This is a genomic window from Mesorhizobium sp. B2-1-3A, assembly GCF_006442655.1.
Taxonomy (GTDB): Bacteria; Pseudomonadota; Alphaproteobacteria; order Rhizobiales; family Rhizobiaceae; genus Mesorhizobium.
Genome location: NZ_VFWK01000004.1, coordinates 299,372 through 317,632, shown reverse-complemented (window position 1 = coordinate 317,632; position 18,261 = coordinate 299,372). Strand labels below are relative to the sequence as shown.

The following is an 18,261-nucleotide window of genomic DNA, read 5'->3' as shown; positions in this document are numbered from 1 at the left end:
GAAATACCATCACAACTGCAAGACGATGTGATCAGGTTCCAGGCCCCAGCACCAGCCGCATCAGCGGTCGGCCCGCCTTGCGCTCGACCAGCCTCTCGAACCCGGCCCTCTCGAACACCCCTGACGAGCCGACGAACAAGCCGATCGAACGCGAATCGCGCGACAGGTCGATCGGGCAGGCCTCGACAAGCCGTGCACCATTCCTGCGAGCGAAATCGACGCCCCCTTCAACGAGGCGATGCGTGATACCCCTGCCGCGCGCTTTGGCGCGAATGAAAAAGCACGAGATCGCCCAAACGGCCGGATCTGAAGCGTCGGCGGGGTCGATCGGCGCCGAGCCCCTGCCCTTGTTATTCCATTCGGGCACGTCGGCGCGCGGCCCGATCTGCATCCAGCCAACCACCTTGCCGTCCTCGAACGCCAGCAGGCCGGGCGGCGGGCCGGCTTCGATGCGTGCCTTGATATGGTCCTTGTTGCGTTCGCGGCTGCTTTCGCGCCGCGCCGCCGGCGCCAGCCTGAAATGCGTGCACCAGCAGCCGTAACAGGCGCCCTGCTTGCCAAAAAGGTCCTCGAAATCAGGCCAGAGCTCAGGCGCCAGCGGCACTATGGTCGTGCTCATGCGGTTCTCCCCAGGCCAAGCTTGTCGCTGGCCTTGCACTGTCGTACCATTGCTTCTGTTCTCTTTATGTTCGCAGTGATGGCGACCCCTGTCAACAATCCCGATCACGGTTTTTGCCGTGACTGCCTGACGTTTCAGCGCAGTGAGACGCGCCGCTGCGAACGCTGCGGCAGCCCTCGCCTTGCCCGCCATCCCGAGCTTTATCGGCTGCATCTGGCCCATATCGATTGCGACGCCTTCTACGCGGCGATCGAAAAGCGCGACAACCCGGCGCTCAAGGACAAGCCGCTGATCGTCGGCGGCGGCAAGCGCGGGGTCGTCTCCACCGCATGCTACATCGCCCGCATCCGCGGCGTGCGATCCGCCATGCCGATGTTCAAGGCGCTCGAGGCCTGCCCCGAGGCGGTTGTGGTCCCGCCCAACATGGAAAAATACGTGCGCGTCGGCCGTGAGGTGCGCGCCATGATGCAGGCGCTGACGCCGCTGGTCGAGCCGCTGTCGATCGACGAGGCGTTTCTCGACCTCGCGGGCACCGAACGGTTGCACGGCCTGCCGCCGGCCGTGGTGCTGGCGCGCTTTGCGCTGGCCGTCGAGAAGGAGATCGGCATCACCGTTTCGGCCGGCCTGTCCTACTGCAAATTCCTCGCCAAGATCGCGTCGGACTTCCGCAAGCCGCGCGGCTTTTCGGTCATCGGCGAGGCCGAGGCGGTCGGCTTCCTGGCGGCACAGCCGGTGACGATGATCTGGGGCGTCGGCAAGGCGTTCAACGCCACCCTTGAGCGCGACGGGATCCGCACCATTGGCCAGCTTCAGAAGATGGAGCGTGGTGACCTGATGCGCCGCTATGGCGCGATGGGCGACCGGCTCTACCGGCTGTCGCGCGGCGAGGACGTCCGCCGCGTCGACCCCGACCAGGACGCCAAGAGCGTATCGGCCGAAACCACCTTCGACACCGACATCGCGTCGCTGGAAGAGCTGGTTGCGGTGCTGCGGGGCCTTTCGGAAAAGGTCTCGGCGCGGCTGAAAAAATCAGGCATTGCCGGACGCACCGTGGTGCTGAAGCTGAAGACCCAGGATTTCAAGCTGCGCACGCGCAACCGGCAACTCGGTGACCCGACCCGGCTCGCCGATCGCATCTTCTCGACCGGAGTGGAGCTTCTGCGCAAGGAAACGGACGGAACGAAATTTCGGTTGCTCGGCATTGGCGTCAGCGACCTCTCCGATGACGACAAGGCCGACCCGCCGGATCTGGTCGACGTTCAGTCGCGCAAGCGCGCCATGGCCGAAGGCGCGATCGACGCCCTGCGCGACAAGTTCGGCCGCAAGGCGGTCGAGACCGGCTATACATTCGGCAGGGGCCGTGACGCCCACCCGCCGGAGCCGCTCGAGGACTGATCCGGTGCCGGGTGTGTTGAGATTCAGGCCAGGCCGGCATCACCTGAATATCAATGCACCCGTCAGGTGCGCTTCAGATCGATACGACTGGTCACAACGTTCTTGCCGGTTTTGGGATCGCGGTCGGTGACGGTCAGCAGAATGCCATTGACGCCCTTTTTCTGCACCGTCAGCTGCGCGCTGCGGTCGCCATTGACCAGCTTGGCCCAGCGGATGGCGAGGTTGATCGCGTTGCCGGAGCGGCTGCCGTTGAGCTGCGCCGGACCGGTGCGCGATCCGACATAGACGCCGCTGTATCTGGCACCACTGGTTTTCAGATGGGCGCTGATGGCACGCGTGACCACAACAAGGCCGCGGCAGTTGCCGTCGAGAGATAGCGAGGACGCTGTCGCATCCGATTTGAAAGTGCAGGAAACGCTGACGGTCGGCGCCTGCGTCGTCACCTGGACAGTCCCCTTGCCAGCAAAATTCCCCTGGAAGGATTGGAGAAACTTGCTCTCATCAGCATGTGCCGCATTGGCCGCGACCAGCAGGCAGCCGGCGAGTGCGAACCGCGCTGGTGATATCATCGAAGTTCTCCTCGTCAGGCATACATGCAGACATCAAGGCTTGGGTGGATACTGCAACTCAACGCCCCTTGGCGTATCAGGTTCCGCTGGCAACGCGACCATTTGCAACGTCGCCACGACTGGTCCAGAAGAATCAACCGGCTAGCGATTGCGGCAAAGGCTCCCGCCTGCGAGATAGCGGCCATGAAACCCACCCCATCGATCCCCAAGGCTGCGTTCTGGATGGCGCTGTCGGTCACCTCGTTCCTGGGGATGTCGGTCGCCGGCCGCGCCACGACAGCCGAGCTCAACGTCTTCCAGGTGCTGGAACTGCGCTCGGTGATCGGCTTCCTAATTCTCCTGCCGCTGGTGCTGACAAGCGGCGGCTTTGCGGCGATGCGCACGCAACGTCCCCTCGCCCACATCGCCCGCAATGTCGTTCACTATAGCGGCCAGGCGGCATGGCTTTACGCGCTGACGTTGATTCCGCTGGCGGTGCTGATCTCGATCGAATTCACCACCCCGATCTGGACGGCGATCCTGGCGGTGACTTTTCTGGGCGAACGGTTGAGCCGGCCGAAACTGGCGGCGGTCGTGCTCGGACTGATCGGCGTGGTGGTCATCGTGCGCCCGGGTGTCGGCTCTGTCGATCCGGGACACCTCGTCGTGCTGGGCGCCGCGGTCTGCTTCGGCATATCGCTGGTCATGGTCAAATCACTGACCCGCACGGACAGCGTCGTGCGCATCATTTTCTGGATGCTGATCATCCAGTCGGTGCTCGGCCTCATCCCCGCGCTCTATGTATGGCGCACCCCTTCACTCGAACTCTGGCCATGGATCGTGCTGATCGCCTTCACCGGCATGTCATCGCATTTCTGCATGGCCCGCGCGCTCACCTATGCCGACGCGACCGTCATTTCGCCGATGGATTTCCTGCGGGTGCCCTTGTCCGCGCTGGTCGGCTGGCTGCTTTATCACGAGCAGATCGACGCCTTCACCGCCGGTGGCGCGCTGCTCATCCTGATGGGCAATCTGCTCAATCTGCAGCGCAAGCCGGTCGAGCCGGCTGAAGTGGCAGCGTCATAGCCGGCATCGCCTGAATATTCATGCGCCTAGTCGCCTGCGTCCGGTATGTTGAGGACATGCCCGCAGGCCTTGCAGTGCACGGCGTCCGGTTCATGCCGCTGCAGCCCGCATTGCGGACACGGGAAGAACACCTTGGCCGGCCGGAAGATCGCCTGCGCCAGCCTGACGAACAGCGATATACCGATGATCATGGTGACGATCGCGGTCAGCTTGCCGGCCATGCCCGGCAGCACGATGTCGCCGAAACCGGTCGTGGTCACCGTGGCCACAGTGAAATAAAGCGCGTCGATGTAGTTTTCCAGCCCGGCTCCGTTGCGGAAGAAGAAGGTGTAGACGAAGCCGGTGATGACAAAGAGAAAGGTCAAAAGGTTGATGACCGCGTGGCTCGCCTCCCGCCATGGGCGCAGGCCACGCATCTCGAAATGCCGCCAGATCGAACCGCTGCGCGACAATGACCACAGCCGCAGGATGCGCAGGAAACCGAGATTGGCGAGCGCCGTCGGCATCAGCAGCGTCAAAAGGATGAAGACATCCACCCAGGAGGTCGGCTGCTTCATCAGGCGCAGCATGTCGTTGGAGGCCAGCAACCTTGCGATCAGGTCGACGCCGACGAGCACCGCCACGGCAGAATCCAGCCACAGGAACGAAGCCGATTGCTGGATGACGGGTGTCGCGATGAAGAAGGCGATGATTGCCAGATCGATGACGATTGCCGCCAGCTGGAACCGGAAAGCCGCCGGCGTGCGCCCATGGTAGAGCCTGCGCAGCGTGTCGCGCAGGCGCGCCAGGGCCGAATCGTTCCGCGAGCCGTCCTTGTCCGCTGCCTTCATGGCGACTGCGATAACCTTCGCCGCGACGGCCGTCCAGTGCGGCGCCTGGGGCCACGTCTCTGCATAACCACCATCGCGGTCAGCGTGGCCTCGCCTCGACAATGCTGATGTGCGGCCCGGCCTCTATGATGTCGGTGACCTCGAAGTCGGCCTTTGCCAGCAACGACCTGTATTCTTCGGCCGTCCGCTCCTGGCCGTCCGGTCCCACCAGCATGTTAAGATCGAAGAATTTGGCATCGGCGCCCTCATTGGGCGGTGACAGCACCGCCTCGAGCACCAGCAGCCTGCCGTCCGCGCGGATTGCCCGGCGGCAGTTCTTCAGGAGGGCGACATTGGTGTCGTCGTCCCAATCGTGAAGGATCCATTTCAGCAGTATAGCGTCCGCACCTTCGGGCAGGGCTGCGAGGAAATCGCCCGCGACGATCTTGCAGCGGCCGCCAACTTCAGCCGCATCCATGAGTTCCCCGGCCGTCGCCACCACATGCGGCTGGTCGAAAAGGATGCCACGGCTGCCGGGGGTCGCGGCAAGGATTTCGGCAAGCAGGAAACCGCGTCCGCCGCCGACGTCCATAATCTCTGCAAACAGCGAAAAGTCGTACGCTGCCAGAATATCCGCCGCCACGCCGCGCGAGAACGCCCCCATCGCGCGATCGAAGATGGCGGATTCCTCTGGATGGTCGATCCGATAATCCCAAACGCCCTTACCATGAGCCTTGCGGAAGGCGTTCTCACCGGTCTGGACACTGTGGAGCAATTCGCTCCATGCCTGCCGGTAATAGGGCCGGCCGACAAAGGTCGCCCAAGCCGCCACCGAATGCTCGGCATCGGAACGCAGGGCGCCGCCAAGTGGCGTCAACGAAAACCGCTCGTCATTGCCCTCATGGAGTATGCCAACGGCGGCGAGCGCGCGCAGCAGGCGGTAGAGCGCGCGCGGATGGGTGTCGGTCAGGCCCGCGAGCTCTGTGGCCGAGCGCTTGCCGTCCTTGATATGGTCGGCGATGCCGAGCATCGCCGCGACCGAGATCGCCTGCGACACCCGGTACTCGTTGACCATCCGTATCAGTTCGAAAGCCGCTGTCCGTGCATCCATGGCCCCCTCCAGGCACGACCATCGGACTATATCGCCTCTCCTACACCAATTCCACTTCGACCACGCCGGGCACGGCGCGCATCGCCGAGGCGATCTGCGGCGAGACGCGGTAGCCTCCCTGCAAGGCGATCTCGACCTCGCCCTGCGCCTCTTCCTTGATCACGATAATGCTCACCTGGCTCTCGCCACGCTGGGTGAGCTGGGATTGGATAATCGAAGCGGGTCCATCGTTCCTGACGAAAATGCGCAGCGCCTTCTGGATCCGGCTTGCCTCATCCTCCAGGGACTGGACCGAGTTGATGCGCAGATTGACACCCTCGGGCCTGTCCTCCGCCGCGACAGTGATGACGACGGAGCGGCCGGCTTCCAGGAGGTCGCGATACTGTGCCAATCCTTCCGAAAACAGCACGGCCTCGTACTGGCCGGAAGTGTCGGAAAAGGCCACCACGCCCATCTTGTTGCCGGTGCGCGTCTTGCGTTCCTGCTTGCTGGTCACCGTGCCGGCCAGGCGGCCGGCAGAAGCGCCGCGCTTGACGGCGGCTGAGAACTCCGCCCAGTTCTGCACCCGCATCTTCTGCAGCGCCGCCTTGTATTCGTCGAGCGGATGGGCAGAGAGATAGAAGCCGACAACCTGGAATTCGCGGTGCAGCCGGTCGGCGGCGAGCCACGGATCGGTCGCCGGCAGGTTGAGCGCCTGCGACTGCGCGCCGAGCGAAGCGCCGAAAATATCGGCCTGGCCGGAAACGGCATTCTGCTGCGCCAACGATGCAAGCCCCATCATCCGTTCGACGCCAGCCATCATCTGTGCCCGGTCATGCCCGAAACAGTCGAGCGCGCCGGCCATGATCAGGCTTTCGAAGACACGTTTGCCGACGATCTTGGGATCGACCCGCTCGCAGAAATCGGCAAGGTTCTTGAACGGCTTCTCGCCACGGACAGCGACGATGTGCTCGACCGCCGCGTCGCCGACGCCCTTGAGCGCCGCCATCGAATAGTAGATGCGGTTCTCACCGACCTCGAAAGGCCGAAAACTCGTCATGACCGACGGCGCCAGAACCTCGATGCCGAGACGCAGGGCATCCTGGCGGAAATCGGCGAGCTTGTCGGTGTTGCCCATGTCGAGCGTCATCGACGCCGCCAGGAACTCGACCGGATAGTGCGCCTTGAGATAGGCGGTCTGATACGAGACCACTGCGTAAGCGGCGGCGTGCGACTTGTTGAAACCATAGTCGGCGAACTTGGCCAGCAGGTCGAAAATGAAGTCGGCTTGCGGTTTGCTGACGCCACGCTCGACAGCCCCGGTGACGAAGCGCTCGCGCTGCTTGTCCATCTCGGCGCGGATCTTCTTGCCCATGGCGCGGCGCAGAAGGTCGGCTTCGCCGAGTGAATAGCCGGACAGCTCCTGCGCGATCTGCATGACCTGTTCCTGATAGACGATGACGCCTTGCGTCTCCTTCACCAGATGGTCGATCTTGGGGTGGATCGAGGCCATCTCCTCCTCGCCATGCTTTCTGGCGTTGTAGGTCGGGATGTTCTCCATCGGGCCCGGACGGTAGAGCGCGACCAGCGCGATGATGTCCTCGATGCAGTCGGGCCGCATGCCGATCAGCGCCTTGCGCATGCCGGCACTTTCCACTTGGAACACACCGACGACCTCACCGCGCGACAGCATGGCATAGGTTTCGGGATCGTCGAGCGGTATCGTCGCCAGGTCGATGTCGATGCCGCGCCGGCGGATCAGTTTCACCGCCGTCTCCAGCACGGTCAGCGTCTTCAGGCCGAGGAAGTCGAACTTCACCAGCCCGGCCTGCTCGACATATTTCATGTTGAACTGGGTAACCGGCATGTCCGAGCGCGGATCGCGGTACATCGGCACCAGTTCCGACAAAGGCCGGTCGCCGATGACGATGCCGGCGGCGTGCGTGGAGGCGTGGCGGTAAAGGCCTTCCAGCTTCTGCGCCATGTCGAGCAGCGTCTGGACGATCGGCTCCCTCTCGGCCTCTTCGGCAAAGCGCGGCTCATTGGCGATGGCGTCGGCGAGCTTGACTGGATTGGCCGGGTTCTGCGGCACCATCTTCGACAGCTTGTCGACCTGGCCATAGGGCATCTGCAGCACCCGGCCGACGTCGCGCAGCACGGCACGGGCCTGCAGCGTACCGAAGGTGATGATCTGGCCGACCTGGTCGCGCCCATATTTCTGCTGGACGTAGCGGATCACCTCTTCGCGGCGATCCTGGCAGAAGTCGATGTCGAAGTCGGGCATCGACACGCGGTCCGGATTGAGGAAGCGCTCGAACAGCAGCGAGAAGCGCAGCGGATCGATGTCGGTGATGGTCGTCGAATAGGCGACCAGCGATCCGGCACCCGAACCGCGGCCCGGGCCAACCGGAATGCCTTGCGCTTTGGCCCATTTGATGAAGTCGGCAACGATCAGGAAGTAGCCGGGGAATTTCATCTTCTCGATGATGCCGAGCTCGAATTCGAGCCGCTCGCGATATTGCTCGACCGTATAGCCCGGGGTTGGTCCATGCAACGCAAGCCGCGCGTCGAGCCCCTCGCGCGCCTGGCGGGCGAGTTCGGCGGCCTCCGCCTTTTCGGCGGCGTCCTTGTCGGCACTGTCGCCGCCGGTGAAACGCGGCAGGATCGGGCTGCGGTTCTTTGGATAGTAGGAGCAGCGCAGCGCGATCTCGACGGTGTTGTCGATCGCCTCAGGCAGGTCGGCGAACAGCTTTGCCATGTCGGCCTGGCTGCGCAAGAAATTGTCCGGCGACAACCTGCGGCGGGTGTCGACGGCGACGACGGAGCCCTCGGCGATGGCGATCAGCGCGTCATGCGCCTCATAATCGTCGCGCGACGAGAAAAAGGCCTCGTTGGTGGCGACAAGCGGAAGTTCGTGCGTATAGGCGAGATCGATTGTTGCGTGCTCGATGACCCGGTCGTAGCCCGCAACCCGGTCCAATTCGACATAGAGCCGGTCGCCGAACAGCGACTTGAGGGCCAAAAGCCTCACCTCTGCCAGATCGCGGCGATCCTCCTTCAAGGCGTTGCCAATCGGGCCGCGCGGCCCGCCGCTGAGGCAGATCAGCCCATCGGTCTGTCCATTCAGCGTCTCGGTGGTCAGGTGCACCGCCTCACCGGGCGGTGTCTCCAGGTACACACCGCTGACCAGCCGAACCAGGTTGGAATAGCCGGCTTCCGTCGCGGCGAGCAGGACAACCGGCCGCATCTCCGGCCCTTGCCGCCGGCGGTCGCGCTGGCCGTCGCTGTTCTCGCCGGAAAAGGCGAGCGCGATCTGGCAGCCGATGATCGGCTGGATACCGTCCTTGACCGCCTTCTGTGCAAACTCCAGCGCACCGAACAGGTTGTTGGTGTCGGTGACGGCGATCGCCGGTGCCTCGTCTTTCACGGCGTGGCCAACGATCTTGCCAAGCTGAAGCGCGCCCTCGAGCAGCGAATAGGCCGAATGCACGCGCAGATGAACGAACGGCCGCGCCGGTACCTCCGGCCGCGCGGCCGCGATCGCGGCTTCGCGCTTCAGGGGGTCGCGTGGAAGTCTGTCATCGGCCATGGTTTCTCGCGCTGTCGAAGGCTTTGAGTCGGTGAAGATGTATTGTCCGGGACCGGGCGATACCAGTCCAGCATAAACGACCGACAACCACAGGCTTCCGCGACCCTGCGCGACTTGCTCAAGCGAATTCCATGATCACCGCGTCAACGGCCAGGCTGTCGCCCGGCTTGGCGTTGAGCTTGGACACAACGAGATCGCGTTCGGCGCGCAGCACGTTTTCCATCTTCATCGCCTCGACCACGGCAAGCGTTTCGCCGGCCTTGACCTCCTGCCCCTCGGCAACGGCGATCGACACGACGAGGCCGGGCATCGGGCAGAGCAGCAGCTTCGACGTGTCCGGCGCCACCTTCTCCGGCATCAGTCTTTCAAGCTCGGCGGTACGCGGCAGCATGGCGCGCGCGGTCACCGACTTGCCCTTCCAGGCAATGCGAAGACCGTTGGCGACAGGCCGGATCTGGGCGACGACACTGCGCTTGCCGACCGTGCCGCGCCAGATCAGGTCGCCCGGCCGCCAATCGGATGAAACGGTCAGCGCCTTGCCGCCTTCGATCGACAGGTCGATCTCCATCGGGATCGAAATCATGCCTTCCAGGATGGACGCCTGGAGATAATCCTCGCCGATCTTCACCACCCAGTCGCGCTTCAGCGCCCCCGAATGCGGCGCCAGCCGCCCGTCCAGCCGGTCGAGCCTGTCGCGGCGCAACAATTCCGTGGCGGTGGCGATGGATGCCAGCACGGCCTTTTCCTCGCTGTTCGGCACGACGGGGGCAAAACCGTCGGGATATTCCTCGGCTATGAAGCCTGTCGAAATCGCCCCTTCCCGCCAGCGCGGATGCTGCATCAGCGCCGCCAGGAACGGGATATTATGCTCGATGCCGTCGACCACAAAACTGTCCAGCGCTTCCGACATGGCATCGATCGCCTCGAGGCGGGTCGGCGCCCAGGTACACAGCTTGGCGAGCATCGGGTCGTAGAACATCGAAATCTCCGAGCCTTCGGTGACGCCGGTGTCGTTGCGGATGACGACATCGCCAAACTGCCCCTCCTCCGGCGGCCGATAGCGCGTCAGCCGGCCGATCGACGGCAGGAAATTGCGATAGGGATCCTCGGCATAGAGCCGGCTTTCCACCGCCCAGCCATTCAGCTTGACGTCGCTTTGCTTCAAGGCGAGCTTCTCGCCGGCGGCGACGCGGATCATCTGCTCGACCAGGTCGATGCCCGTGACAAGCTCGGTCACCGGATGCTCGACCTGCAATCGTGTATTCATTTCAAGGAAATAGAAGTTCTTGTCCTTGTCGACGATGAACTCGACCGTGCCGGCGCTCTGGTAGTCGACGGCCCTGGTCAGCGCCACCGATTGCTCGCCCATGGCCTTGCGCGTCCTGGCATCGAGGAATGGTGACGGCGCCTCTTCGGCCACCTTCTGGTTGCGGCGCTGAATCGAGCATTCGCGCTCGCCGAGATAGAGCGCGTTGCCATGCGCGTCGGCCAGCACCTGGATCTCGATATGGCGTGGATCGACGACGAATTTTTCGATGAACACGCGGTCATCGCCGAACGAACTCTTGGCTTCCGATCGCGCCCGGTCGAACCCGTCGCGCACTTCCGATTGGTTCCAGGCAATGCGCATGCCCTTGCCGCCGCCGCCGGCCGAAGCCTTGATCATCACCGGATAGCCGATCTCGCCGGCGATCTTTTCAGCGTGGTCGGCATTCTCGATGACGCCGAGCCAGCCAGGGACCGTCGACACCTTGGCGGCGTTGGCGAACTTCTTCGATTCGATCTTGTCACCCATCGCCTTGATGGCTTTGGGTTTCGGGCCGATGAAGACGATGCCTTCGGCTTCGAGCGCTTCGCAGAAGGCGGCCCGTTCCGACAGGAAACCGTAGCCTGGATGCACGGCCTGGGCGCCCGTTTCCTTGCAGGCCGCGATGATTTTTTCAGGCACGAGATAGCTCTGCGCGGCGGGCGAAGGCCCGATATGCAGCGCCTCGTCGGCCATTTCGACATGAACCGCATCGCGATCAGCATCGGAATAGACGGCGACCGTGGCAATCCCCATCTTGCGCGCCGTCTTGATCACGCGACAGGCGATCTCGCCACGATTGGCGATCAGGATTTTCGTGAACATGCTGAGGTCATTCCCCTCCGGTCGGTCGTTCCTTTTATGGCCTGTGCTTGCAGGGTCAAGCCGACCATGCAAATCACCGCCTTTCAATCGATTTGCGATTCCAATTCTTCGCTGTGGCCCAGTCTCGGCACCAGCTTCCAGTTGATCGTGTCGACAAAACCTGAAACCTTGGAAAAAATTCGCATTGGAGGACGCCTGATGAAAACCCGCGCCGCTGTCGCTGTCGCCGCCGGAAAGCCGCTGGAAATCATGGAGGTCGACCTCGACGGCCCCCGCGACGGTGAGGTGCTGGTCGAGATCAAGGCGACCGGTATCTGCCATACCGACGAGTTCACCCTGTCGGGCGCCGATCCCGAAGGCTTGTTCCCGGCCATTCTCGGCCATGAGGGCGCCGGTGTCGTGGTCGACGTCGGCAAGGGCGTCACCTCGGTCAAGAAGGGCGACCATGTCATCCCGCTCTATACGCCCGAATGCCGGCAGTGCCCGTCCTGCCTGTCGAGAAAAACCAATCTGTGCACGGCCATCCGCGCCACGCAGGGGCAAGGCCTGATGCCCGACGGCTCGTCGCGCTTCTCGATCGGCAAGGACAAGATCTTCCATTACATGGGCTGCTCGACCTTCTCCAACTTCACCGTGCTGCCCGAGATCGCGGTGGCCAAGGTCAATCCGGACGCCCCCTTCGACAAGATCTGCTACATCGGCTGCGGCGTCACCACCGGCATCGGCGCCGTCATCAACACCGCCAAGGTCGAACAAGGCGCCACGGCTGTCGTCTTCGGCCTCGGCGGCATCGGCTTGAACGTCATCCAGGGCCTGAAGCTGGCCGGTGCCGACATGATCATCGGCGTCGATTTGAACAACGACAAGAAGGAATGGGGCGAGCGGTTCGGCATGACGCATTTCGTCAATCCGAAGGAGATCGACGGCGATATCGTCCCCTACCTCGTCAACATGACCAAGCGTGGCGCCGACCAGATCGGCGGCGCCGACTACACGTTCGACTGCACCGGCAACACCAAGGTGATGCGCCAGGCGCTGGAAGCCTCGCATCGCGGTTGGGGCAAGTCGGTCATCATCGGCGTCGCGGGCGCCGGCCAGGAGATTTCGACGCGGCCGTTCCAACTCGTCACCGGACGCACCTGGATGGGCACCGCCTTCGGTGGCGCGCGAGGCCGCACCGACGTGCCGCGCATCGTCGACTGGTACATGGACGGCAAGATCCAGATCGATCCGATGATCACCCACACGCTGAAGCTCGAGGATATCAACAAGGGGTTCGACCTCATGCATGAGGGCAAGTCGATCCGAAGCGTCGTCGTTTACTGAAGCAAAGCCACACGCCGCCGACCCACCGGCCAGCGACCTCTGTGGTTCACAACTGGGAGGAGAATGGAATGGCGGAGAAACTGCACCCGAAAATCGACAATGGCCTGCCCAAGGAAAGCGCAAGCTTTGCCGGCGGCACGCTGGTCTGCGCCTGCACCAGCAAGCCGGTCAAGGTGAAGGTCAAGGGGCAGATCGCCCACAATCACGCCTGCGGCTGCACCAAATGCTGGAAGCCGGAAGGTGCCGTATTCTCGGTGGTTGCCGTTGCTGGTACCGGCGACGTCACCGTCACCGAGAACGGCGACAAGCTCAAGGTGGTCGACCCCAGCGCGCTGATCCAGCGCCACGCCTGCACCGGCTGCGGCGTCCACATGCACGGACCGGTCGAGCGTGACCATCCGTTCAAGGGCCTGACCTTCATCCACCCCGAGCGTTTCGAGGAGGACGGCTGGTCGCCGCCGGGCTTCACCGCCTTTGTCTCGTCAATCATCGAATCCGGCGTCGATCCGAAGCGAATGGACGGCATCCGGGCCCGGTTGAAGACAATTGGGCTGGAACCCTATGACTGCCTCAACCCCGGCCTGATGGATTATATCGCCACCTGGACGGCGAAGAAGTCAGGCGCCTTGCCGGCCTGAACGCCGTAAGATTTCAGGCAGGGGCCGGACATGTTTCCGGCCCCTGTCCGTTTCGGAGAGACAATGTCCGCACCCGCCATCTACGTCGACGCCGACGCCTGCCCGGTCAAGGCCGAGGTCGAGAAAGTCGCCGAGCGCCTTGGCGTCGTCGTCACCTACGTCTCCAACGGCGGCCTGCGGCCATCGCGCGATCCGATGATCCGCAACGTCGTGGTCTCCAAGGGAGCTGACGCCGCCGACGACTGGATTGTCGAGAACGCCAAATCCAACGATGTCGTGGTGACTGCGGATATTCCGCTCGCGGCCCGCGCCGTGGCGCTGGGCGCCCACGTGCTTGGCCCCACCGGACGCCCATTCACACCCGAAACCATCGGCATGGCGGTGGCCATGCGCGACCTCAAGCAGCATTTGCGCGAGACCGGCGAAAGCAAGGACTACAATGCCTCCTTCGCACCGCAGGACCGCTCGCGGTTCCTCGGCGAACTCGACCGCATCTTGCGGCGCGCCCTGAAATCCGCCACACCGAGCTAGAACAGAGCGCCATCCAGGGTCGGAACCACCATGGCTGCCGAAATCCCCGTGCAAAAACCCATGCAGCGCCACATGCTGTTCGCCATGTCCGCGTGTTTCGGCGCGCTTGCGCTGCTTGTGGCGTTGCTGCTGCACGCCCCGCTCGCCTACTCGATCGGCGCCAACGCCTTTTTCGCCACTTACGTCATTCTTGTCGTCAGCCAGATGCCCAAATTCACCGGCAAATATCTGAGCAAGAATGCGCGGGCCACCGATCAGCCGGTGCTGGTCATCTTCGCGGTGACGCTTGTCGTTGTCGGCGTCGCCCTTGTCTCGTTGTTCCTGCTGATCAACCAGAAGGACAAAGGCCACCCGGTCGAACTTGGCTTCGCGCTGCTGTCGATCCCACTCGGCTGGTTCACTATCCATGCCATGGCGGCACTTCATTATGCGCATGTCTATTGGATGGACGGCGACGAGGTCGACACCAAGACCAAGACAAAAATCCCGGTCGGCGGATTGCTGTTCCCGGGTGACAAGCGTCCGGAAGGCTGGGATTTCCTCTATTTCTCGGCGGTCATCGGCATGACGGCGCAGACCGCCGACACGAACATCTCGACGACGCATATGCGTTGTGTCGTGCTTGTCCATTCTATCCTGTCGTTCTTTTTCAACACGGTCATCGTCGCCGCGGCCGTCAATCTCGCCGTCAGCCTTGGTGGTCCGTAATAAATCCGTGATCGGATGAAACATCGGTTTGGATCGCGACGTATCAGGAGGACAATGAACGCGCAGGCCACGCCGCGAGGCCGGGAGACGAGACAAGATGGAATCCGTTGCCAGAAGCCAATCCGCCACCGGACCGGATGCTCCCGCGTCGAGTGACAGCACACTGATCTACCGCCAGTCGCGCTGGACACGGCTGACGCATTGGATCTGGGCCATCTCGCTGTTCTTCATGCTGCTTTCCGGCCTGCAGATCTTCAACGCCCGGCCGCAACTCTACATCGGCAAGCAATCCGGCTTCGAATACAACAACACCATTTTCGAAATCGGCGCCGCGAACACCGATGCCGGTCCGCGCGGTTACACCGAAATCTTCGGGCACCGCTTCGACACGACGGGCGTTCTCGGCTGGTCGGGTCCGCCAGGCAACGAGACGGCGCGCGGCTTCCCGTCCTGGGCAACCATTCCCTCCTACTATGATCTCGGCACCGCCCGCGTCGTGCATTTCTTCTTCGCCTGGATCCTGACGACGACCTTGATCGTCTGGCTGGTCGCCAGCCTGATCAACGGCCATATCAGGCGCGATCTCGCCCCGCGCCTCGACGACCTCAAGCGGTTGCCGCGGGACATCGTCGACCACGCCAGGCTGAAATTCCACCACACACGCGAATACAACACGCTGCAGAAGATGGCTTATGGTGGGGTGCTGTTCGTGCTGTTGCCGCTGATGATCATCACCGGCCTCGCAATGTCGCCCAGCATGAATTCGGTGCTGCCGTTCCTCAACGAGCTACTCGGTGGCCGGCAGACGGCGCGTACCATCCATTTCACTGTCATGCTGTTGCTCGTCGGCTTCTTCATCATTCACATCCTGATGATCCTGGCCGCCGGCCCGATCAACGAACTGCGCTCGATCATCACCGGCTGGTACCGCACGGACCCTCCCGCGCATGACGACAAGACGACCGAAAGGAGTGCCTGAGATGGCCAAGTTCCAGATCAGCCGCAGAAAATTCCTGACCGCCGCCAGCCTTGGCACCTCGGGTATCATGCTGTCGGGATGTGACGCTTTCGACAGCCAGCTGAGCATCGGCAGTGGGCTGCGCAGCTTCCTCGAAAATGCCAATGGCCTGACATATCGCGCGCAGCGCTTGCTTGCCGGACGTGACGCGCTGGCGCCGGAATTCACCGAGGCCGATATCCGCCAGCCGCAGCGGCCGAACGGCGTCACCGCCCCTGACGATGACACCTACAAGGGCCTGCTTGCCAACAATTTCGCCGACTGGCGGCTGGAAGTCTCAGGCCTGGTTGAAAAGCCGCTGTCGCTCAGCCGCGAGCAGCTTCAGAACATGCCGAGCCGCACCCAGATCACCCGTCACGACTGTGTCGAAGGCTGGAGCTGCATCGCCAAATGGACCGGCACGCCGCTGTCGCTGGTGCTCGACCAGGCGGTGGTCAAGCCGCAGGCGCGCTATGTCATGTTCCATTGCCTCGACACGATCGACCGCAGCCTGTCCGGCGACATCAAATATTACGGCACGATCGACCTCATCGACGCCCGCCACCCGCAGACGATCCTGGCCTATGGCCTGAACGGCAAGCCGTTGCCGGTCGAGAACGGCGCGCCGCTGCGTGTGCGCGTCGAGCGCCAACTCGGCTACAAGATGCCGAAATATCTCTACAAGATCGAACTGGTCGACAGCTTCGCCAATGTCGGCGGCGGCCGCGGCGGCTATTGGGAAGACAATGGCTACGACTGGTACGGCGGCATCTGACCCGCATCCGAAAAAGAGGATCGGCCCGTGGAGACCACGGGCCAATGACCAACGCTATACTGTGTTTTGAGCCCCCGGCTCAGCTCAATAGCCGGCGTAGATCCACTGACAATTGTTGTAGGAATCACAGCTGTAGTACCAATAGCCGTCGCTGCGCGCGGTTTCACCGTTCGACGTCGCCATACTGGCGACGGCATCGGCCTTCTTGGCGTCGGCGCCCATGTCCTTGGCCATCTTGGCCATCTTGCCGGTGTCCATCAGCGTCGGCTTGCCGTCCTTCACCTTGGCGCCCTGCTCGGCTACCGGGCCGGCCTGGGCCAGCAGTCTGGCGGCGACGAGCATCGCCTCGCCATCCTTGTCGGCCTTGGCGATGTTGGCCAGCGCCACGGCTGTTTCCACCTTGGTGCGGGCATCGGCCTGTTGCTCCGGCGTCATCCCGCCGGCAAAGGCCAGCGTTGTCGAGCCAAGGCCAGCGGCAAAGGCAAGCACAAGCATCTTCCGAAATGCGGTCATGTGTTGTTCTCCCCCTGAGAGTGGACGTCCCCACCCGACACTAGAGGAGTTTCATGGCCGGCGAACCCTATCGAAACCGAGAGGGAGTGACGCGCAGCGTACGCTTGTTCTTTCAGGCAACCTTGTCGAGCAGCGGCTTCAACGCCGGATGAATCTCCGGCGAGGCATGCTTGATCAGGGTCAGCAGCGCGCGCTCGTTCTCGTAGAGAGGACGGTTCGCCCCGATATGTTCGACCAGCCATTTGGCTTCCCCGGCATCGATCGTCTCGGCGCGACGGGCCAAAGCCTCGGCTGCCCTGTTCTTGGCTTCCCATTCCGCCTCGATATCGTCCGGGGACCGGTAGGCTTCGATGATGCCGGCAAGGCCGCCGGAGACCATGCGGCTGAAGAAGCCGCCGATTTCCGGATCGGCGTGCTCGAGGAAGGTTTCCTGGCGCAACGCCACATCGCGAGTCGGGGCTTCATAGCCGGCCGAGCACATGACGAAATTGGCGATCGCCTTGACGAACAGGTCGTTCCAGGACGGATCGTTCTTGGCCTGGGCGGTCTGTTCGTTGATCCTGAATAGCACCTCGGCCTCGCTCCGGGTGATGGCGATGTTACCGTCGCCGCCATGGGCGTGGAGGATGCGGCGCAGCAGCTCGACTTCCGCCCTGGCGATCAGTCCGGGCACCAGCGCGCCGCCCAGCATCAGCGGCCCCTTGCCGTCGATGACGGCGTGCGCAACCTGCTCCAGCGCATAGACGCAAAGCTTGCTCGGCGAGGACCTTGCCTCTTCCAGCACATGGACCAGCAATTCGAGTTCGGTGCGGCTGTCGACCATGCCGTCGCGCGAGATGGTGCGGACGAGCCAGTCGGCATTGTCCTGCGAGATGTAGCCGGACGGCTTTTCCTGGTGGACGATGTAATCGGTCACCGCCTCGACGAAGAACGGCGCCCAATCCGCGCATTTGTCCCGCGCCGTCTGATCGAGCGCGAACAACGCCTCGGCCTCGCCTCGCGTCACCACGCCATCGGCGAACACCTCGCGGCGCAGCATCACCACGTCCTCCGAGGCAATGCGGTTCTTCGAGGTCAGCCCCGCCACCGGTGCGCTCATGATCAATTCGCCCATCGTCGTCCCCGTCCGCCCCAAAGCGTTACATCGGCCTTATATATCAGGAGTGTCTTGAAAAACCGGCAAACGGCGTGGTTAGCGAAGACTTGTCGGCCAATGCATGTCGCCCAAAAGTGGGCAGCGGTTCTGGGAGAACGACATGCATCAAAACAAAGATCTAGACCAGGAGTTGAAGGACGCGACGGTCCCGCGAATGGTGAACACGCGCCACTTCAGCATCGCATGCGCAACGAACATGACCCCAAGGCAAAGTCGAATGAGCAATACAGCGTAGGGCGCGATCACAAGATCGATCACGAAAACCTCTGTGACAGGGCTGCCGCCGATCAGTTGGCAGCCGCGACCGCACCGAAAAACACAACGCAGCGACTGCGCTTAGACACTTGAAA

General features: G+C 63.0%; 17 protein-coding genes. 8 read left to right on the top strand and 9 right to left on the bottom strand.

Annotation, left to right across the window (positions count from 1 at the left end; translation table 11 throughout):
* Positions 1-31: 31 nt before the first annotated feature.
* Positions 32-619: a GNAT family N-acetyltransferase gene (locus tag FJ977_RS17240; protein ID WP_140773281.1), complete on the bottom strand. Its 588-nt coding sequence runs from the start codon at positions 617-619 to the stop codon at positions 32-34.
* 66 nt (positions 620-685) lie between these two features.
* Between FJ977_RS17240 and FJ977_RS17235 the strand changes: the two genes are divergently transcribed.
* Positions 686-2,014, top strand: coding sequence for a DNA polymerase IV (locus FJ977_RS17235; protein WP_140773279.1), 1,329 nt, complete (start codon positions 686-688; stop codon positions 2,012-2,014).
* 62 nt (positions 2,015-2,076) lie between these two features.
* Here FJ977_RS17235 and FJ977_RS17230 read toward each other — a convergent pair whose 3' ends face one another.
* Positions 2,077-2,583, bottom strand: a complete 507-nt coding sequence (locus FJ977_RS17230) for a hypothetical protein (protein WP_140773277.1) — start codon at positions 2,581-2,583, stop codon at positions 2,077-2,079.
* Between the two features lie 183 nt (positions 2,584-2,766).
* Between FJ977_RS17230 and FJ977_RS17225 the strand changes: the two genes are divergently transcribed.
* Positions 2,767-3,648, top strand: coding sequence for a DMT family transporter (locus tag FJ977_RS17225; RefSeq protein WP_140773275.1), 882 nt, complete (start codon positions 2,767-2,769; stop codon positions 3,646-3,648).
* Positions 3,649-3,674: 26 nt separating this feature from the next.
* Here FJ977_RS17225 and FJ977_RS17220 read toward each other — a convergent pair whose 3' ends face one another.
* The 4 genes from FJ977_RS17220 to FJ977_RS17205 form a co-directional block, all read right to left on the bottom strand.
* Positions 3,675-4,478 carry an ion channel gene (locus FJ977_RS17220; RefSeq protein ID WP_140773273.1) on the bottom strand — a complete coding sequence of 268 codons (804 nt, stop codon included), beginning with the start codon at positions 4,476-4,478 and terminating at the stop codon, positions 3,675-3,677.
* A gap of 79 nt (positions 4,479-4,557) precedes the next feature.
* The gene (locus tag FJ977_RS17215; protein WP_140773271.1) at positions 4,558-5,568 is read right to left on the bottom strand and encodes a methyltransferase; all 1,011 of its coding nucleotides are present in this window, start codon (positions 5,566-5,568) and stop codon (positions 4,558-4,560) included.
* Between the two features lie 40 nt (positions 5,569-5,608).
* Complete coding sequence (gene dnaE / locus FJ977_RS17210; RefSeq protein WP_140773270.1) at positions 5,609-9,136, bottom strand: DNA polymerase III subunit alpha; 3,528 nt, start codon at positions 9,134-9,136, stop codon at positions 5,609-5,611.
* A 118-nt stretch (positions 9,137-9,254) separates the two neighbouring features.
* Positions 9,255-11,267, bottom strand: a complete 2,013-nt coding sequence (locus FJ977_RS17205) for an acetyl/propionyl/methylcrotonyl-CoA carboxylase subunit alpha (RefSeq protein ID WP_140773268.1) — start codon at positions 11,265-11,267, stop codon at positions 9,255-9,257.
* A 198-nt stretch (positions 11,268-11,465) separates the two neighbouring features.
* Here FJ977_RS17205 and FJ977_RS17200 point away from each other — a divergent pair, with 198 nt between their 5' ends.
* The 6 genes from FJ977_RS17200 to FJ977_RS17175 all read left to right on the top strand — a co-directional run bounded on the left by FJ977_RS17200 (position 11,466) and on the right by FJ977_RS17175 (position 16,242).
* Positions 11,466-12,593: an S-(hydroxymethyl)glutathione dehydrogenase/class III alcohol dehydrogenase gene (locus FJ977_RS17200; protein WP_140773266.1), complete on the top strand. Its 1,128-nt coding sequence runs from the start codon at positions 11,466-11,468 to the stop codon at positions 12,591-12,593.
* A 68-nt stretch (positions 12,594-12,661) separates the two neighbouring features.
* Positions 12,662-13,231, top strand: a complete 570-nt coding sequence (gene gfa / locus FJ977_RS17195; RefSeq protein ID WP_140773265.1) for an S-(hydroxymethyl)glutathione synthase — start codon at positions 12,662-12,664, stop codon at positions 13,229-13,231.
* 63 nt (positions 13,232-13,294) lie between these two features.
* The gene (locus tag FJ977_RS17190; RefSeq protein ID WP_140773264.1) at positions 13,295-13,762 is read left to right on the top strand and encodes a YaiI/YqxD family protein; all 468 of its coding nucleotides are present in this window, start codon (positions 13,295-13,297) and stop codon (positions 13,760-13,762) included.
* 30 nt (positions 13,763-13,792) lie between these two features.
* Positions 13,793-14,470: a DUF1345 domain-containing protein gene (locus FJ977_RS17185; RefSeq protein ID WP_140773262.1), complete on the top strand. Its 678-nt coding sequence runs from the start codon at positions 13,793-13,795 to the stop codon at positions 14,468-14,470.
* A gap of 97 nt (positions 14,471-14,567) precedes the next feature.
* Entirely contained in the window at positions 14,568-15,449 is an 882-nt protein-coding gene (locus FJ977_RS17180) for a cytochrome b/b6 domain-containing protein (protein ID WP_140773260.1), read from the top strand.
* Between the two features lies 1 nt (position 15,450).
* A complete protein-coding gene (locus FJ977_RS17175) occupies positions 15,451-16,242 on the top strand; it encodes a molybdopterin-binding protein (protein WP_140773259.1) in 792 nt (263 codons plus the stop codon).
* A gap of 84 nt (positions 16,243-16,326) precedes the next feature.
* Here the strand turns inward: FJ977_RS17175 and FJ977_RS17170 are convergent, their stop codons facing one another.
* The 3 genes from FJ977_RS17170 to FJ977_RS36680 all read right to left on the bottom strand — a co-directional run bounded on the left by FJ977_RS17170 (position 16,327) and on the right by FJ977_RS36680 (position 18,157).
* Positions 16,327-16,755, bottom strand: coding sequence for a hypothetical protein (locus FJ977_RS17170; protein WP_140773257.1), 429 nt, complete (start codon positions 16,753-16,755; stop codon positions 16,327-16,329).
* A 112-nt stretch (positions 16,756-16,867) separates the two neighbouring features.
* Entirely contained in the window at positions 16,868-17,869 is a 1,002-nt protein-coding gene (locus FJ977_RS17165; protein ID WP_140773255.1) for a hypothetical protein, read from the bottom strand.
* 147 nt (positions 17,870-18,016) lie between these two features.
* On the bottom strand, positions 18,017-18,157 hold the full coding sequence (locus FJ977_RS36680; RefSeq protein ID WP_281406831.1) for a DoxX family membrane protein: 141 nt from the start codon (positions 18,155-18,157) through the stop codon (positions 18,017-18,019).
* Positions 18,158-18,261 lie beyond the last annotated feature (104 nt).

Excerpts from the sequence above, each read along its gene's own strand:
- FJ977_RS17190 (WP_140773264.1), top strand. The coding sequence starts at position 13,295 with ATGTCCGCACCCGCCATCTACGTCGACGCCGACGCCTGCCCGGTCAAG.
- FJ977_RS17225 (WP_140773275.1), top strand. The coding sequence starts at position 2,767 with ATGAAACCCACCCCATCGATCCCCAAGGCTGCGTTCTGGATGGCGCTG.
- FJ977_RS17230 (WP_140773277.1), bottom strand. The coding sequence starts at position 2,583 with ATGATATCACCAGCGCGGTTCGCACTCGCCGGCTGCCTGCTGGTCGCG.
- FJ977_RS17215 (WP_140773271.1), bottom strand. The coding sequence starts at position 5,568 with ATGGATGCACGGACAGCGGCTTTCGAACTGATACGGATGGTCAACGAG.
- FJ977_RS17205 (WP_140773268.1), bottom strand. The coding sequence starts at position 11,267 with ATGTTCACGAAAATCCTGATCGCCAATCGTGGCGAGATCGCCTGTCGC.
- FJ977_RS17180 (WP_140773260.1), top strand. The coding sequence starts at position 14,568 with ATGGAATCCGTTGCCAGAAGCCAATCCGCCACCGGACCGGATGCTCCC.
- dnaE (WP_140773270.1), bottom strand. The coding sequence starts at position 9,136 with ATGGCCGATGACAGACTTCCACGCGACCCCCTGAAGCGCGAAGCCGCG.
- FJ977_RS17175 (WP_140773259.1), top strand. The coding sequence starts at position 15,451 with ATGGCCAAGTTCCAGATCAGCCGCAGAAAATTCCTGACCGCCGCCAGC.
- FJ977_RS17185 (WP_140773262.1), top strand. The coding sequence starts at position 13,793 with ATGGCTGCCGAAATCCCCGTGCAAAAACCCATGCAGCGCCACATGCTG.
- FJ977_RS17170 (WP_140773257.1), bottom strand. The coding sequence starts at position 16,755 with ATGACCGCATTTCGGAAGATGCTTGTGCTTGCCTTTGCCGCTGGCCTT.
- gfa (WP_140773265.1), top strand. The coding sequence starts at position 12,662 with ATGGCGGAGAAACTGCACCCGAAAATCGACAATGGCCTGCCCAAGGAA.
- FJ977_RS17220 (WP_140773273.1), bottom strand. The coding sequence starts at position 4,478 with ATGAAGGCAGCGGACAAGGACGGCTCGCGGAACGATTCGGCCCTGGCG.
- FJ977_RS17235 (WP_140773279.1), top strand. The coding sequence starts at position 686 with ATGTTCGCAGTGATGGCGACCCCTGTCAACAATCCCGATCACGGTTTT.
- FJ977_RS17240 (WP_140773281.1), bottom strand. The coding sequence starts at position 619 with ATGAGCACGACCATAGTGCCGCTGGCGCCTGAGCTCTGGCCTGATTTC.
- FJ977_RS17200 (WP_140773266.1), top strand. The coding sequence starts at position 11,466 with ATGAAAACCCGCGCCGCTGTCGCTGTCGCCGCCGGAAAGCCGCTGGAA.
- FJ977_RS17165 (WP_140773255.1), bottom strand. The coding sequence starts at position 17,869 with ATGGGCGAATTGATCATGAGCGCACCGGTGGCGGGGCTGACCTCGAAG.